The sequence below is a fragment of the Pseudomonas sp. 21 genome (assembly GCF_000955805.1).
Lineage (GTDB): Bacteria > Pseudomonadota > Gammaproteobacteria > Pseudomonadales > Pseudomonadaceae > Pseudomonas.
In genome coordinates this window covers 773,250-788,513 of sequence record NZ_JYOA01000003.1, presented here as the reverse complement: position 1 = coordinate 788,513, position 15,264 = coordinate 773,250, and the positions used below count along the sequence as shown (strand labels likewise).

The following is a 15,264-nucleotide window of genomic DNA, read 5'->3' as shown; positions in this document are numbered from 1 at the left end:
CCTCGCCGAAACGGGGGCGACAGCGTCCAGCGGTGTTACGGGTTCGCGCCCTTCCTCCAGGCCTGGGAGCGGCGCAGCAGGCCGCGCGAGGCGCCGGCCAGCAGCAGCGACACAGCCGCGGAGGTGAGCAGGATCAGGGTGGACATGGCGGCGGCGCCGCCGACGTTGCCGGAGTCGTCCATGTTCAGCACGGCGACGGCGGCGAGGATGGTGTCCGGGTTGTAGAGGAAGATCGCCGCCGAGACCGTGGTCATCGCCGAGACGAACAGGTAGCGGGTGATGTCCAGCAGCGCCGGCAGGCAGATCGGCACGGTGACGCGCAGGTAGTGGCGCCACAGCGGCATCTTCAGCGACAGCGCGGCCGCCTCGAACTCGCCGTCGAGCTGGCGCAGCGCGGCGGTGGCGGTCATCTGCGCGGTGGTCAGGTAGTGGGCGATGGTGCATACCACCAGCAGCGCCATGCTGCCGTAGAACACGTGCAGCGGGTTGCCCGGCAGGTTGAAGAAGAACACGTAGCCCAGGCCCAGCACGAGGCCCGGCACGGCCATCGGCACGAAGCACAGCATCCGCAGCAGTTGGCTCAGCCAGCGCTGCTCGCGGGTCTTCTCGATCAGGTAGGCGCCGGTGAAGATCAGCGCGCTGCCGATGATCGCGGTGCACACGGCCATGGTCAGGCTGTTGCGGTAGGCCAGCCAGCCACCACCGGCGGTGGTGTTGAAGTCGTAGTGGTTCAGCGACAGCGACAGGTTGTAGGGCCAGAACTTCACCAGCGAGGAGTACACGGCCATGCCCAGCACGCCCAGCAAAACGGTGCTGATAAGCACGACGATGGCGAGGAAGGCGGCATCGCGGCGGCGCGACGGCTTGGGATGGTAGACCTGCGCGCGGCCGCTCATGGCATCGCCCTGGCGACGGCGCAGCCAGGTGTCCACGGCGAAGCTGAGCAGCGCCGGCAGCAGGAGGATCATGCCGATCTGCGCGCCACGACCGAACTGCTGCTGGCCGACCACCGCCTTGTAGGCTTCCAGCGCCAGCACCTGGTAGTCGCCGCCTACCACGACCGGCACGCCGAAGTCGGTGATGGTCAGGGTGAACACCAGGCAGAAGGCGGCGAACACACCTTGGCGCGAAGCCGGCCAGGTGATGCTGCGGAAGGCTTTCCACGGGCCGGCGCCCATGCTGGAGGCAGCGTCGAACAGGCGCGCATCGGCCAGCGACAGCGCCGACAGCAGGATCATCAGCGCATGGGGGAAGGTGTAGATCGCCTCGCCGAGGACGATGCCCCAGAAGCCGTAGATGTTGTCCGGCAGCAGGTGGCGCAGCAGGCCCTGGTTGCCGAACAGGTAGATCAGCGCGATACCCGGCAGCATCGACGGCGCCAGCAGCGGCAGCAGGGAAATCCCGCGCCACAGGCCCTTGGCCGGGATCAGCGTGCGCTGTAGCGCGTAGGCGAACAGGTAGGCCGCCGGCACGACGATGCACGCCACGCTCACCGAGACCTTCAGGCTGTTGCCCAGCAGCCAGTGGAAGTTGTCGCTGCGCAGCAACTCGCCCATGGCCGCCAGGCCACCGCCCTGCCCCGCCTCACCGCTGAAGCCGCGCCAGAAGATGGCCAGCAGCGGCATCAGCACCGCGAGGGTCAGCAGGACCAGCAGCAGGTACTTGCCGCCACGGACGAACAGGCGATCACCCAGATCGCCGCGAACCTTGCCGACCGAAAGCGTCGGGCTGTGCTTCACCACGGCTTCCATCTCAGGCGAACACCTGCAGGCTGCGCGGCGGCAGTGACACCCAGATATCCGGAGTGCCCAGGCGCGGCATGTCCTCCGGCGCCAGCTCGGCGAGCAGCGCATGGCCCGGCAGCTGTTCCAGCTCGAAGCTCATGCGGCAGCGGTTGCCGAGGAAGGTGATCTCGCGGATCTGCGCGCGGAACAGGTTTTCCTGGTGCACCGCCGGGTTCACGCTGATCGCCTCCGGGCGGCAGAACAGCCGGCCCGAGGCGCTTTGCGCCTGGCTGTGCAGGCGCAGGTTGAGGCTGCCGACGCGGGCATGGCCATCGCTGCCGCGTTCGAAGGGCAGCCAGTTGCCCTGGCCGACGAACTCGGCAACGAAGGGTGTGCTCGGGGTGCTGTAGATCTCCTGGGCAGTGCCGTACTGCTCGATGCGCCCGTGGTTCATCACCGCGATGCGGTCGGCCATCAGCATGGCCTCGTCCTGGTTGTGGGTGACCATCACGGTGGTGATGCCCAGGCTCTTCTGCAGTTGGCGCAGCTCGCCACACAGGTGCTCGCGGACACGGGCGTCGAGCGCCGACATCGGCTCGTCGAGCAGCAGCAGCGACGGACTCGGCGCCAGCGCACGGGCCATGGCGACGCGCTGCTGCTGGCCGCCGGAGAGTTGGCCGGGGTATTTCTTCTCGCTGCCGGTCAGGCCGACCAGTTCGAGCATCTCGGCAACGCGGCGGCGGGCTTCTTCCTTGGATGCGTTGGTCAGGCCATAGGCAATGTTCTGCTCCACCGTGAGGTTGGGAAACAGCGCGTAGGACTGGAACAGGATGCCGTAGTCCCGCGCCTGCGGCGGCAGGTTCGACACATCGCGCGACCCCAGGTGCAAGGTTCCCTCGTCCTGCTGCTCCAGCCCGGCGATGCAGCGCAGCAGGGTGGTCTTGCCGCAGCCGGAGGGGCCGAGCAGGCAGACCAGTTCACCGGCCTTGACGTCCAGCGACACGCCGTCGAGGGCGACGAACTGACCGAAGCGCTTGCGGATGTGGCGCACGCTGAGCGGCGTGCCGGCGATGGTGGGATGCATGGCGGTACCTCGTCTTCTTGTGGTTCACACCGCGTGAGCCGTGGCGTGAAGGAACGAGGTCCATGCTAGGGACGGATTGCGACGGCACTATTGCTAAAGGGCCAAGTGCGCCGATAGATCCATAGGCAGATTTTGGTATGGGGGTGAAAAAATTTTCGTAGATGCGCTTCGCCTTGGAGTCGACCTGTAGGAGCGAGCTTGCTCGCGAACTTGCATGGCACGGTGCCAAGCGGTTCGCGAGCAAGCTCGCTCCTACAGAAAATGCGTACTCCGCGCTCTGGCTCTGGCTCTGCATTTGAACGACTTCCAGAGAAACACCCGCGCACTCCGAACGCCCCGTTCAGGAGGCCTCGTTGAATTGAAGCTTCAGGGGCTGAGCGACATGGATGTCGCGAGAGCTGCGATGGGCCAGGGACGGCCCTTCGTAGGGGGACGCCTAGTTCGTGCCCCTGAAGCTTCGATTCAACGAGGGAATTTTTCGCCTGAGCGAAAAACCGGATGTCCGGGGCAAGCCTTTTTGGTTCCTTTTGTGGCGTTTGACAAAAGGGACTCGCCCGAGGGGGCGAAACACAAAGTCCGCGCGCACGCCGAAGCGGCGCTGAAAAGCCTAATTGCAAGCAGCGCAATCAGGGCAAACATCGGCCCTGCCGACGGATCGCGGAGAAGCTCCGCTCCTACAATGACCAGCCTCTAACCCTGCGCCAATGCCAGGAAAGCACTCGGCAAGCGCGCCTGCCGCCGATCCTTCAGGCAATACAGGTACTCGTCGATCAGGCTCGCGCCCTTGATCTCCAGCACGCACAACTGCGGGTTATCCGGCACTTCCTGGCGGGCGATGATGCTCACCCCCAGGTTGCGGATCACCGCCTCGCGAATCGATTCACGGCTGCCGATCTCCAGCATCGAGGCCGGGGTTACCCCCGCCTGCTGCAGCATGGCCTCGGTCAGCTGACGGGTAGTCGAGCCCGCCTCGCGCATCAGCAGGCAATGGCTGCGCAGATCGCCCAGGCTCACCGACTGCAGCGCCGCCAGCGAGTGGCTGCGGTGCACCGCGAGCACCAGCGGATCGCTGCCCAGCACCACGCGGGTCAGGCGCGCGTCGTCTACCTGCTGTGAGGAAGCCGCCAGGTCCACCCGGCATTCGATCAGCGATTCGAGCACTTGCTGGGAGTTGCCGATCTCCACCGACACTTCGATCTGCGGGAAGCGCTCGCGAAAGGTCTTGATCAGCCCGAGCACGTAATAAGGAGAGGTGGCACCGATGCGCAGCGCGCCCTGCATCTGCCCGCAGTTGCGCAGGTAGAACTCGATATCGGCTTCCTGCTGCAGCAGCGCCTCGACCATCGGCAGCAGGCGCGCGCCCTCGTCGCTCAGGGTCAGGCGACGGCCGCCGCGATAGAACAGCTCCACCGCGTACTGGCTTTCCAGGTTGCGAATCTGCGTGGTCACGGTCGGCTGGCTGAGGCCGAGCTTCTTCGCCGCCTGGGTGATGCTGCCCAGCTTCGCCACCCGGTAGAACGCCTTCAGTTCCGCGCTCAGCATCGACCGATCCGCCTTTTCGAAAAATTCATCAACATTTTTTCTCGGCGCTGCCGGCAAACCGGCGCCAGCCCGCTGACGACGCGGCCTGCAGCCACGTGACAAAACATCTTAAAAGGTCAATGTACCTGACCTGTATCACTGGCAACACCAGTTGTCGCTGGACAGCCCGGACTTGAGCGACTTTCATTGCCCTTGGAAAAATCCCACACGGAAAACCGAAGGCGGCCTCACAAGGGTGCGCCCAAGGAGCAATTAATGAAGTACAAAGTCACCATGGTTTTCGGAACCCGTCCGGAAGCCATCAAGATGGCCCCCCTCGCCCGCGTCCTTCGCCGTACCCCGGAAATCGAGCTGCGCATCTGCTCCACTGGCCAGCATCGCGAGATGCTACAGCAAGTGCTGGACTCCTTCGAACTGGAGGTCGATGAGGACCTCGACGTGATGACCCAGGGCCAGACCCTGAACAGCCTGTCCCTGCAGATGATGGGCAAGCTGGATGACAGCTACGACCGCCACCGGCCGGACATCGTGCTGGTCCACGGTGATACCACTACCAGCTTCATCGCCGCCCTCACCGCCTTCCATCGGCAGATTCCGGTGGGCCACGTCGAGGCCGGCCTGCGCACCGGCAACATTCACCAACCGTGGCCGGAAGAGGCCAACCGCCGCCTCACTGCGGTGATCGCCGACCTGCACTTCCCGCCGACCAAGGCCTCGCGCGACAACCTGCTGCGCGAGGGGGTGAACATCGACCAGATCGAGGTCACCGGCAACACGGTGATCGACGCCCTGCTGTGGATGCGCGAACACCTGCACGAAACCAACTGGATACCCGCCATCGATTCGCCCCTGGCCAAGTTCACCGGGGACCGCCGCGTGGTGCTGATCACCGGCCACCGCCGGGAGAACTTCGGCAAGGGCTTCGAGCGCATCTGCCTGGCCCTGGCCGAGCTTGGCCAGCGCTTCCCGGACGTGGACTTCGTCTACCCGGTGCACCTCAACCCGCAGGTGCAGAACGCTGTCTACGGCCTGCTCTCGGACAAGCCCAACATCCACCTGATCGCCCCGCAGGACTACCAGCACTTCGTCTGGCTGATGGACCGCGCGTACATCATCCTCACCGACTCGGGCGGCATCCAGGAGGAAGCCCCGGCGCTGGGCAAGCCGCTGCTGGTGCTGCGCCGCGTCACCGAGCGCCCCGCCGTGCTGGAAGGCGGCACCGTGGTGCTGGTGGGCACCAACACCGGGCGCATCGTCAGCGAAGCCAGCCACCTGCTGCGCGACGAGGAAGTCTACGAACAGATGAGCCGGGTATTCAGCCCTTATGGTGACGGCCACGCCAGCGAGAAGATCGTCGCCCGGCTGCTGTCCTGGTTCGGTGAATCACGCGCGCCAAGCGAGTTCGAATGAGCCTCGAACTGGTCGATATCCTCACTTACGTTCTTTATGCCCTGAAGTACCTGGCGATCATCCTTGCCGCGCTGATGTTCCTGCTCGGCCTGGATGACCTGTTCATCGACCTGGTGTACTGGGGCCGGGTGCTGGTGCGGCGCTTCCGCATCTACAACCGCTTCGACCGGGCCGACGAGGAGCGCCTCTTCGCCGCCCCGGAGAAGCCGCTGGCAATCATGGTGCCGGCCTGGAACGAGGTCGGCGTGGTGGGCGAGATGGCGCGCCTGGCGGCCTCGACGCTGGACTACGAGAACTACCAGATCTTCGTCGGCACCTACCCCAACGACCCGCAGACCCAGGCGGACGTGGACGCGGTGTGCCTGCACTATCCCAACGTGCACAAGGTGGTCTGCGCGCGCCCCGGCCCCACCAGCAAGGCCGACTGCCTGAACAACATCATCGACGCCATCCTGCGTTTCGAGGCCGACGCCAAGATCGAGTTCTCCGGTTTCATCCTGCATGACGCCGAAGACGTCATCTCGCCGCTGGAACTGCGCCTGTTTAACTACCTGCTGCCGGCCAAGGACCTGATCCAGATCCCGGTCTACCCCTATGCCCCGGAATGGACCGGCTTCACCGCCGGCCACTACGTCGACGAGTTCGCCGAGAACCACGGCAAGGACGTACCGGTGCGCGAGGCGCTGACCGGCCAGGTGCCCAGCGCCGGCGTCGGCACCTGCTTCAGCCGCCGCGCCATCGCCGCGCTGCTGGAAGACGGCGACGGCATCGCCTTCGATGTGCAGAGTCTCACCGAGGACTACGACATCGGCTTCCGCCTCAAGCAGAAGGGCATGAAGTGCATCTTCGCCCGCTACTCCATCACCGACCCGCAGCTGGCGCTCAAGAGCACCTGGGTGCCGGGCATGGACCGGCGCTTCTCCCAGGTCATCTGCGTGCGCGAACACTTCCCGCGCACCTGGCAGCACGCCATCCGCCAGAAGTCCCGGTGGATCACCGGGATCGTCTTCCAGGGCACGCGCAACCTGGGCTGGAGCAGCAAGGGGATGCTCAACTACTTCCTCTGGCGCGACCGCCGGGGGCTGATCGCCTACCTGCTGAGCTTCCTGGTCAACCTGTTGTTCCTGGTGCTGATCACCATGTGGCTGATCACCAGCCTGTCGCCCAACGCCTGGCGCTTCCCGTCGATCCTCGAAGGCAGCCAGTTGCTGGTGGTGCTGCTGTTCCTCAACGGCCTGATGCTGTTCAACCGGCTGTTCCAGCGTTTCTGGTTCGTCACCCGTTTCTACGGCATCTTCGAGGGGCTGTTGTCGGCGCCGCGGATGATGTGGAGCAACTTCGTCAACTTCTTCGCCAACCTGCGCGCGCTCAAGCAGGTGATGGAGATGGGTGATTCGCGCCGTGTGGCCTGGGACAAGACCACCCACGAGTTCCCCGCCCTCGCCGGCCCGCAGCGCACGCCGCTGGGCCAGCGACTGAAGGAAAAGGGCCTGATCACCGAGGAGCAGCTGCAATCGGCGCTCACCAGCCCGGTGCGCCGGCGCCTGGGCCGCGAGCTGCTGCTGCGCGAGCTGATCACCAGCACGCAACTGGTGGAAACCCTGGCCGAGGAACTGGGCGAGGAATGGGCGCCGCTCAACCCCTTCACCCTCGATGCGAAGTTGATCGAAGCGTTGCCGCGCAAGCTGGCGCTGCGCTATGCCGTGCTGCCGGTAGCCGTGGAGGGAGACACTCTGGTCCTGGCCAGCGAACAGCAGATCAGCCAGGTCTCCCTCGGCGCCATCAGCCGCCAGCTCAAACGCCCGGTGCGCGGTCGACTGGCTCCGCAGGGGCGCGTCACCCTGGGGCTGCGCCACTGGTACGGCGGCCGTCACCAGACCGATGAAACCCGCGCCATCGTCGACGCGCTCAGGCAACGCCAGGGTGATGAAGCCCTGATGGAGCGCCTCTGTGGCCACGTGGTGATGTTCGGCACCCTGTTGCAGGTACGCGGGATGGTGCCTCCCAGCCTGTTCAACCAGGCGCTGATCGACTTCGATCCCGAGCAGGACTCGCTCGGCGAGCACCTGATCAAGCGCGGCATCATTACCCAACAGGTACTTGAAGAAGCGCTCAAGGAACAGGCCAGCGAACAGCACGAGGCCTATCGCATCGCCCGGGAGGCCGTGTGAAACCGCAACAACCCCTGCTTTACGGCCTGATCCTGGCGAGCATCGCCGCCCCGCTGGCCCAGGCCGCCGATGACCAGCTCACGGAGTTCCAGCGCTTCCGCAGCTTCCCCTACCTCGACAAGGGCTACAAGGAAGCGAAGAAGAGCAACTGGGCGGAAGTCGAACGCCTGATGCGCCACCTGCTCGACCGCGTACCGAACAACACCGAGGCACGCTCCCTGCTGATCCAGTCCCTGGCCAAGCAGCAGCGTTTCGATGATGCCGAGAAGGAAGCCCAGGCACTGGCCGGCACCGCAGCGGGCGCGCAGGCGCTGACCGAACTGCGCCTGGACCTGATCGAGAACGGCCCGCCACCCGAAGCCCAGATCAACCAGTGGCTGGCCCACACCAGCAACGCCAACGAGCGCGTACGCCTGTGGCAGGCGTACAGCCTCAAGCTCGGCCAGACCCAGGGCGCCGCCAAGGCGCTGGACTGGCTCGGCACCCTGCCGCCGGGCAACGATGGCCGCGTGCTGCGCGAAGCCCGCGCCAACTGGGCCGAACAACTGCGCGACTGGGACACCACCATCGCCCAGCTGGCGCCGCTGGCCGCCGCTCACCAGCTGTCCGCCGACGATTGGCGACGCCTGGCCAACGCCTACGCCCAGCGCCTGGAAGAAAAGCCGCTGGAGCAGCTGATTCAGCAAGCGCCCGATGCCAACGCCGCGCGCCAGGCAAGACTGGCGATCATCGACCGCGCCATTGCCGTCGAGCAGACCGAAGTCGCCAAGCGCTGGCTGCTCACCCTGCCGGAGCAGGACCGCAATGATCCGACGCGCCAGGCGCAACTGCTGGAAGTAGCCCGAGACAGCAGCGACACATCGCTGGTGGAAAAACTCAGCGACGCGCAGAACCGCCCCTGCCTGGAAACCACCGAATGGTTGTCGCGCCACGACCAGGCAGCCGCACTCGCCAAGCTGCAGCAGTGCAAGCCTGCGGAAGATCCGAAAACCTGGCTGGTACTGGCGCAGCGCCTGGACGCCACCGAGTTGCTGGAAAACACCCGCCTGCCCGAGCCCTGGGACACTGCCCGGCGCGACCAATTGGTGGATAGCTGGCGCCGACAGGGGCGCACCGACCTGGCGCTGGCCTGGCTATCGCGCCAGCCACAGACGCCCGATACCGTGCGCCAGCGCGCCGAACTGCTGCAGGCCCGCGGCCGCACCGGCGAAGCGGCCGCGCTGTGGGAGCAACGCTATCGCCAGACCGGCGACCTCAAGGCACTGGACCAGGCCAGCTATCTCGCCCTCAATGCCGGGCGCACCGAGCGCGCCAAGCAACTGCTGGAAAACGCCTACGACCGCCGCGGCGGCAACCTGCCGCCCACGCTGCTGCAACGCCTGGCCGGCATCCACGCGCGCAGCGACACGCCGCTGGACGTCGCCCGCATCGAAGCCCTGCTGCCCAAGGCCGACCCGGTCTCGCGCGCCTACCTGCTCGGCCGCCTCGCCGAAGCCGGGCGCTGTGATGCCCTGCAACGCTACCTGAGCCCGGATTCCAACACCCCCGGCGAGCTGCGCGCCCTCGGCCGCTGCTCCATGCCCGCGCGGCCCGGCGAAGCGGTGGTCTACTACCAGGCCGCCATCGCCCACGGCGACAAGGACAGCCAACTGCCGCTGGCCTATGCGCTGGAAGCCGCCGGCGACCCGGCCGGCGCCCTGCGCATCTTCAACGCCCTGCCCGCCAGCGAACTCAACGACAACGCCCGCCTCACCGCCAGCCGCGCCGCGCTGCTCACCAACGACAATGCCGGCGCCGAGCGCTACTGGCAGCAGGCGAAGAAAGGCAGCGCGGACGACTGGGCACTGGGCGCCAACATCGCCGACGCCCGTGGCGATTACCCCGAAGCGCTTTCGCGGCACCGCGAGGCCCTGCAGCATTCCCCCAACGGCCAACACTTCTACAACGCCGCCGGCAGTGCCCAGAAGGCCGGCGACCAGCAGCAAAGCAAGCTCTGGCTGGCCGAGGCAGTTCGCCGCGAACCCGACAACCCGCGCTTCCGCGCCGACTACGGCATGCGCCTGGCCGGCACTGACACACCCCAGGAGCGGCGCACCGCGATCCCCTACCTGGAACGTGCCACCCGCGACTACCCCGAGGACTTCCGCCTGGGCGAAACCCTCGCCTGGCGCTATGACGAAGCCGAAGACAGCTTCGCCGCCCGCCGCGAGCTGCGCCGGGTGATCGACCTGGAACAGGAGCCGGTGGCCGCCGACGACGAATACGGCAGCCTCGAAGCTCGTCGCTTCCGTCAGCGCCGCGCGCATCAGACGTTGTCCCAGCGCGACAACCTGACCATCGCCAGCACCTGGTCGCCGGCAGGCATCACCACCGTGGCCGTTCCCATCGGCGAAGACAAGGTCGGCAACAAGCGCCGCGCCCAATCGCAGAACCTGCAGACGTTCATCTGGGACCACGCCCTGGGCGATGAACCGACCCGCAACGGCAGCACCCTCTCGGTGTATGGCCGGGCAATCGCCGGCAACGAAGGGCGCAAGGAATACACCCAGACCCTCGCCGCCGGTTTCGGCCTGCGCTACAAGCCCTTCGGCGACTACAACCTCAACCTCTACAGCGAGCTGTACAAGCAGAACACCATCAAGAACGACGGCGATGCCGAAGACGCTTTCGATGGCATCCGCTGGCACGAGATCGGCACTCCCGAGAAGTTCGAGCGCTACGCCCGCCAGCGCGACAAGTACGGCCAGACCTCCACCGACTTCCTGCTGCGCGCCACCGCCTCCTTCCTCGACCAGGGCGAGTACCGCAACGACTGGCGCGTGGACGAGAGCGACTGGGACGAGCGCTTCCTTTACACCGACTTCGCCTGGTGGACCCACGCCGGCGACCACCAGTGGGTCTCGCGCTACCAGCAGGGCCACACCTGGAAGCTGCCGGTGGACTCGCCGCAGACGATCATGCCGTACGGCTTTGCCGAGTTCTCCGCGCAGGACCCGAGCAACGACTGGCGCCAGGACCTGCGCAGCGGCGTCGGCCTGCGCTGGCAGTACTGGTACGGCGAAGACCGCTACAACGCGTACCGCGCCCACGTCACCGTGCGCACCGAGTACCAACTGGGCATGGCGGGCAATCTCTATGAACAGGCCAACGGCTGGCTGGTGGGACTCGAGGTGAACTTCTGATGCGACGCCTGATTTTCGCCCTGGCCCTGCTGTGCTCCGCCGTCACGGCGCACGCCGATGACCGATTGTTCTACCAGCCGCTGAATGTCGATGCTGCGCTGAGCGACGCGCAATGGCAGCAGATATGGCGCGCCAGCGCGGCCCAGGGCGCGAAGACCCTGATCGTGCAATGGACCGCCTATGGCGACTCCGACTTCGGCGGCGCCCACGGCTGGCTCGCGCGCGCCCTGACAAGCGCCCACGACAACGGCCTGCAACTGGTCCTCGGGCTGTACATGGACCCGGCCTACTACCAGCGCCAGGGCGAGCTGGACACGCCCGGTCTGGAGGCCTACTGGCAGCACCAGCTGGGCCGGTCCCTGGCGCAGCAACGGCAGGTGAGCGAGCAGTGGAAACTGCCAGTCGCCGCCTGGTACCTGCCGATGGAACTGGACGACTGGCACTTCCAGGCCGTCGAACGTCGCCTGGCCCTGCAACATCAGCTCAAGGACTTTGCCGGGCAACTGAAGGCGCCGCTGCAACTGAGCGCCTTCTCCGGCGGCAAGCTGGCACCACAGGTGTACGGCGACTGGCTGGGGCAGATCGCCGGGCTGGGCGTGCAGGTCTGGTGGCAGGACGGCGCCGGCACCGGTGCCCTGCCCGAGCGGGTGCGCCAGGCTTACGCTGCCGCCATGCCCTGCCCGGTCGGCATCGTCCGCGAAGCCTTCCGCCAGACCAGCGCTGCCGGCCAGCCCTTCCATGCCGAGCCCGCTGCGCCTTCCAGCGCGTCCACCGGCTGCCACGCCAGCGCCGTGTTCGAGGTGCGCTACCGACCCTGGGGCAAGGTACTGCTGGATAACCAGCAGGCAAGCGCCGGCACCAGCATTCACCCTTGAAACCAGCCCCCGCACGCCGCCTACCGGGCGGCGCGCGAGGGGACGCGAGTTCGTCTATGCTCGCGCGAGCGATCCCGCACCCACACAGGACCGTTCATGTTCAAGACCATCGAATCGGAAGTCGTGAAACAACACGTTTCACCTGAACTGCGCGCCGAGTTCCTGCAACATGATTTCGAGCGGCTCAAAGGCTTCAGCCTGCTGGTATTCGGCGTCAGCATCGGCATCTGGCTTCTCTTCGACCTGATCGTCAGCTTCCAGACCGGCCAAGGCTTCAGCTACATCTCGCTGCTGTTCCTCGCCGCCTTCGTCATCCTTTTTGCCCTGACCGCCGTGGCCCGCCGCGCACTGCATTTCTACCTGATCAACTTCGCCTTCGTCGTGACCTTCGCCTGGGGCGCGCGCCTGCTGATCGAAGGCATTCCCAGTGACGTCCGCCAGGCCTGGCTGGTGATCTGCGCCTCCACCGTGCTCTACAGCGCGACGGTGCTGCCACTGAACCGCCCGGCCTTCTTCGCGGTATTGCTCGTCACCTGGGTGCTGCTCAACCCGTTCCTGGGCAACGTGCCCGAATTCAATGTGCGGCACAGCATGCTGATCTGCTATCCGGTCTTCATCAGCGCGCTCACGGTGTACATCTTCCACCACCTCAGCCAGGCCAAGCTGCACAACTACGCCATGGCCCGCCTGCTGCTGGACCAGGCCTACATCGATACCCTCACCGGCATTCCCAACCGCCGCTCCTTCATGGCCCGCGTCGGCAAGCGCCTGGGGGAAGACGGCGAGCAACGCTACCTGGCGATGGTCGACATCGACCATTTCAAACGCGTCAACGACACCTACGGCCATGACATCGGCGACGAAGTGCTGACCCGCGTCGCGCTGGCGATCAAGCAGCAGATGGGGGACTTCGAATTCGCCCGGCTGGGAGGCGAGGAGTTCGGCCTGTACCTCTGGGGCCTGAATGCCGACCAGGCGCAGGCGCGGGTCGAGCAATTGCGCCAGGCCACCGCGGACCTGCCCGGCCACCCCAACGTCACCATTAGCCTCGGCCTCGCCCACCTGAGCCTGGAGGGCAGTCTCAGCGAAGCACTGATCAAGGCTGACAAGGCGCTCTACAGCTCCAAGCACAATGGCCGCAATCGAACGACCTATTCGCCCTGAGCAGAACGAAAAAGGCCCGCGGATGCGGGCCTTTTCATGCTGGTGTCCCGGAGAGGGGTCGAACCTCCAACCTTCCCCTTAGGAGGGGGACGCTCTATCCAATTGAGCTACCGGGACAATCGGGTCGGCATGTTAACCACCGACAAGCGATTTGTCATGCCGCCGCCACCGGCGCGGTCCATAATTTCGTCGTCAGCCGGAGAAACGCCATGACCACAGACGACGGCGCCCTGCCCGATTCCCCCTTTGCCACCTTCGATGTGCGCGTCGCCACGGCCGATGATGCGGCGGCCCTGGCTCCGCTGCTGCAGCAACTGGGCACGCGTGACCCGTTGCCCGACACCGCGTTGCTCGCCCTTGCCCTGAGCGATCAGCAACCCTCGCGGGTGACGCTGATCGCCGAGCGCGATGGCGCCTTGCTCGGCACCTGCACCCTGCACCTGATCGAGCACATCGCCCACGGCTTCGCCCGCTCGGCAATCCTCGAGGACATGGTGGTGGACAGCCGCGCACGCGGTCAGGGCATCGGCCAGGCACTGATCGGCCGGGCCGTGGAATGGGCGCGGGACTGGAGGTGCTACAAGCTCGCGCTCTCCAGCCATCAGGACCGGGAAATGGCGCACCGCTTCTATGCGGCGATGGGCTTTGCGCCCCATGGCGTCAGCCTGTCGCTGAGCCTGGACTGACCTCAGCTGGCCTGGGCGTCCGGAGGGGCGAGCAGGTCGAGCAGGTGGCCGACCGTCACATCCAGGGACACCGAGTTGTCCAACTCCACCAGCGGCCCGGGCAGGCCATCGGCGAAGTGCGCATTGCGCGCCAGGCGCTCCTCGATTTCCACCAGCGTCTCCCGCCCGCGCTTGAGCAGACGCTGGCGCAGCACCTCGGAATCGACCTTCAGCAACACCGCGATCAGCCGGGGGTAACGACGACGGGCCTCGGGCAGGTACTTGCGCGAGCCATTGACAAGCACGTCGTGGCCGGCAGCGAGCCAATCGTCCATCTCGCGGGGAATGCCGTAGTGCAGGCCATTGGCGCGCCAGCTCATGGCGAAGGCGCCGGAGCGCTCCAGTTCGGTGAATTCGTCGACGCTCACCGAATGCGCCTCTTCACCCCGCGCCTCGGCGGAACGGGTAATGACGCGCCGGACGATCCGGCAATCCATCGCCGCCAGCGGAACGCTGGCGGCCTGCAACACGCTGTCCTTGCCGGAACCCGAAGGGCCCATCAGGAAAATCAGTCTGCCTGGGGTCATGAGACTCTCGGTGCGCCGGCGGCTCGGCGCTACTTCAATTCTGATCCGCGGGGCGGATAATACTCCGAGCCTTGTGGGATATCAGTGAAATCCCGATCTCGATGCCCGCCCGCCCCACCGCTCCTGACTCACCATCCAGCGCTGTGCCATCATGGCAATCCACGACGAAGTGCCCCCATCAGGCTGCCCAACGGCAGGCAGGCGCACGGTATACATCGACTACGCTGACGGATATGGGCAAATCGCCAGCTTTCCCTTCAACTCCCATCCAAAGAAGGGTCTGCCTAGACGGTCTCATTTCGGACGATTGGTGCTGGCATTTAGCCTTCACCCGAGACACAATATGCCGAAGGTTTGACGTCAAGTTATTGGATATTTTTCAAAAGCTTTGACGACGCGCTGAACGGCCACTGGAAATCGCTGTCAAAGGGCCTGAACGAACGCTGACCCATGGCATCGGCCTCCCTGACTTACAGGTTTAAAGTATGCGCCCATTGAAACAGGCAACCCCCACCTACTCCAGCCGTACCGCTGACAAGTTCGTCGTACGTCTGCCCGAAGGCATGCGTGAGCGTATCGCCGACGTCGCTCGCAGCCACCACCGCAGCATGAACTCCGAGATCATCGCGCGTCTCGAACAGAGCCTGCTGCAGGAAGGTGCGCTGCAGGACAACCTGGGCATCCGCCTGGACAGCCCGGAGCTCAGCCTGCACGAACGCGAACTGCTGCAGCGCTTCCGCCAACTGACCCATCGTCAGCAGAACGCGCTGATCGCCCTGATTGCGCACGATGCCGAGATGGCGCAGAACGACGCCTGACTCGTTCGCGTCACCCGAAACAGCCGGCCTCGAGCCGGCTTT

At 65.8% G+C, this 15,264-nt stretch carries 11 protein-coding genes and 1 tRNA gene; 7 read left to right on the top strand and 5 right to left on the bottom strand.

Annotation, left to right across the window (positions count from 1 at the left end):
• Positions 1-35: 35 nt before the first annotated feature.
• The 3 genes from UB43_RS09220 to UB43_RS09210 all read right to left on the bottom strand — a co-directional run bounded on the left by UB43_RS09220 (position 36) and on the right by UB43_RS09210 (position 4,350).
• Complete coding sequence (locus tag UB43_RS09220) at positions 36-1,751, bottom strand: putative 2-aminoethylphosphonate ABC transporter permease subunit (RefSeq protein ID WP_045210128.1); 1,716 nt, start codon at positions 1,749-1,751, stop codon at positions 36-38.
• A 1-nt stretch (position 1,752) separates the two neighbouring features.
• Positions 1,753-2,808 carry a putative 2-aminoethylphosphonate ABC transporter ATP-binding protein gene (locus UB43_RS09215; protein ID WP_045210127.1) on the bottom strand — a complete coding sequence of 352 codons (1,056 nt, stop codon included), beginning with the start codon at positions 2,806-2,808 and terminating at the stop codon, positions 1,753-1,755.
• Between the two features lie 690 nt (positions 2,809-3,498).
• Positions 3,499-4,350 carry a LysR family transcriptional regulator gene (locus UB43_RS09210; protein ID WP_045210126.1) on the bottom strand — a complete coding sequence of 284 codons (852 nt, stop codon included), beginning with the start codon at positions 4,348-4,350 and terminating at the stop codon, positions 3,499-3,501.
• A 255-nt stretch (positions 4,351-4,605) separates the two neighbouring features.
• On the opposite strand from UB43_RS09210, the gene wecB reads away from it, so the two are divergent.
• From wecB to UB43_RS09185, 5 genes are all read left to right on the top strand, one after another.
• A complete protein-coding gene (gene wecB / locus UB43_RS09205; protein WP_045210125.1) occupies positions 4,606-5,760 on the top strand; it encodes a non-hydrolyzing UDP-N-acetylglucosamine 2-epimerase in 1,155 nt (384 codons plus the stop codon).
• On the top strand, positions 5,757-7,931 hold the full coding sequence (gene nrfB / locus UB43_RS09200) for a cyclic di-3',5'-guanylate-activated glycosyltransferase NrfB (protein WP_045210124.1): 2,175 nt from the start codon (positions 5,757-5,759) through the stop codon (positions 7,929-7,931). The genes wecB and nrfB overlap by 4 nt, the downstream gene beginning before the upstream one ends.
• Positions 7,928-11,113 carry a bacteriophage N4 receptor, outer membrane subunit gene (locus UB43_RS09195; protein WP_045210123.1) on the top strand — a complete coding sequence of 1,062 codons (3,186 nt, stop codon included), beginning with the start codon at positions 7,928-7,930 and terminating at the stop codon, positions 11,111-11,113. The genes nrfB and UB43_RS09195 overlap by 4 nt, the downstream gene beginning before the upstream one ends.
• Positions 11,113-11,988, top strand: coding sequence for a DUF4434 family protein (locus UB43_RS09190; RefSeq protein WP_045210122.1), 876 nt, complete (start codon positions 11,113-11,115; stop codon positions 11,986-11,988). Before UB43_RS09195 ends, UB43_RS09190 begins: the two co-directional genes overlap by 1 nt.
• Positions 11,989-12,084: 96 nt before the next feature.
• A complete protein-coding gene (locus tag UB43_RS09185) occupies positions 12,085-13,152 on the top strand; it encodes a diguanylate cyclase (RefSeq protein ID WP_045210121.1) in 1,068 nt (355 codons plus the stop codon).
• Between the two features lie 40 nt (positions 13,153-13,192).
• Here UB43_RS09185 and UB43_RS09180 read toward each other — a convergent pair.
• Positions 13,193-13,269: transfer RNA gene (locus tag UB43_RS09180), tRNA-Arg, on the bottom strand.
• Positions 13,270-13,361: 92 nt separating this feature from the next.
• On the opposite strand from UB43_RS09180, the gene UB43_RS09175 reads away from it, so the two are divergent.
• A complete protein-coding gene (locus UB43_RS09175; protein ID WP_045210120.1) occupies positions 13,362-13,838 on the top strand; it encodes a GNAT family N-acetyltransferase in 477 nt (158 codons plus the stop codon).
• Positions 13,839-13,840: 2 nt separating this feature from the next.
• On the opposite strand, the gene phnN is transcribed toward UB43_RS09175, so the two are convergent.
• Positions 13,841-14,404 carry a phosphonate metabolism protein/1,5-bisphosphokinase (PRPP-forming) PhnN gene (phnN, locus tag UB43_RS09170; protein ID WP_045210119.1) on the bottom strand — a complete coding sequence of 188 codons (564 nt, stop codon included), beginning with the start codon at positions 14,402-14,404 and terminating at the stop codon, positions 13,841-13,843.
• Positions 14,405-14,889: 485 nt separating this feature from the next.
• On the opposite strand from phnN, the gene amrZ reads away from it, so the two are divergent.
• Complete coding sequence (gene amrZ / locus UB43_RS09165) at positions 14,890-15,222, top strand: transcriptional regulator AmrZ (protein ID WP_017517196.1); 333 nt, start codon at positions 14,890-14,892, stop codon at positions 15,220-15,222.
• The last annotated feature ends 42 nt before the right edge of the window (positions 15,223-15,264 follow it).

Bases quoted from the DNA above. Each gene is read 5' to 3' on its own strand.
- phnN (WP_045210119.1), bottom strand. From the start codon at position 14,404: ATGACCCCAGGCAGACTGATTTTCCTGATGGGCCCTTCGGGTTCCGGC.
- UB43_RS09220 (WP_045210128.1), bottom strand. From the start codon at position 1,751: ATGGAAGCCGTGGTGAAGCACAGCCCGACGCTTTCGGTCGGCAAGGTT.
- UB43_RS09210 (WP_045210126.1), bottom strand. From the start codon at position 4,350: ATGCTGAGCGCGGAACTGAAGGCGTTCTACCGGGTGGCGAAGCTGGGC.
- UB43_RS09175 (WP_045210120.1), top strand. From the start codon at position 13,362: ATGACCACAGACGACGGCGCCCTGCCCGATTCCCCCTTTGCCACCTTC.
- UB43_RS09185 (WP_045210121.1), top strand. From the start codon at position 12,085: ATGTTCAAGACCATCGAATCGGAAGTCGTGAAACAACACGTTTCACCT.
- wecB (WP_045210125.1), top strand. From the start codon at position 4,606: ATGAAGTACAAAGTCACCATGGTTTTCGGAACCCGTCCGGAAGCCATC.
- UB43_RS09215 (WP_045210127.1), bottom strand. From the start codon at position 2,808: ATGCATCCCACCATCGCCGGCACGCCGCTCAGCGTGCGCCACATCCGC.
- UB43_RS09190 (WP_045210122.1), top strand. From the start codon at position 11,113: ATGCGACGCCTGATTTTCGCCCTGGCCCTGCTGTGCTCCGCCGTCACG.
- nrfB (WP_045210124.1), top strand. From the start codon at position 5,757: ATGAGCCTCGAACTGGTCGATATCCTCACTTACGTTCTTTATGCCCTG.
- amrZ (WP_017517196.1), top strand. From the start codon at position 14,890: ATGCGCCCATTGAAACAGGCAACCCCCACCTACTCCAGCCGTACCGCT.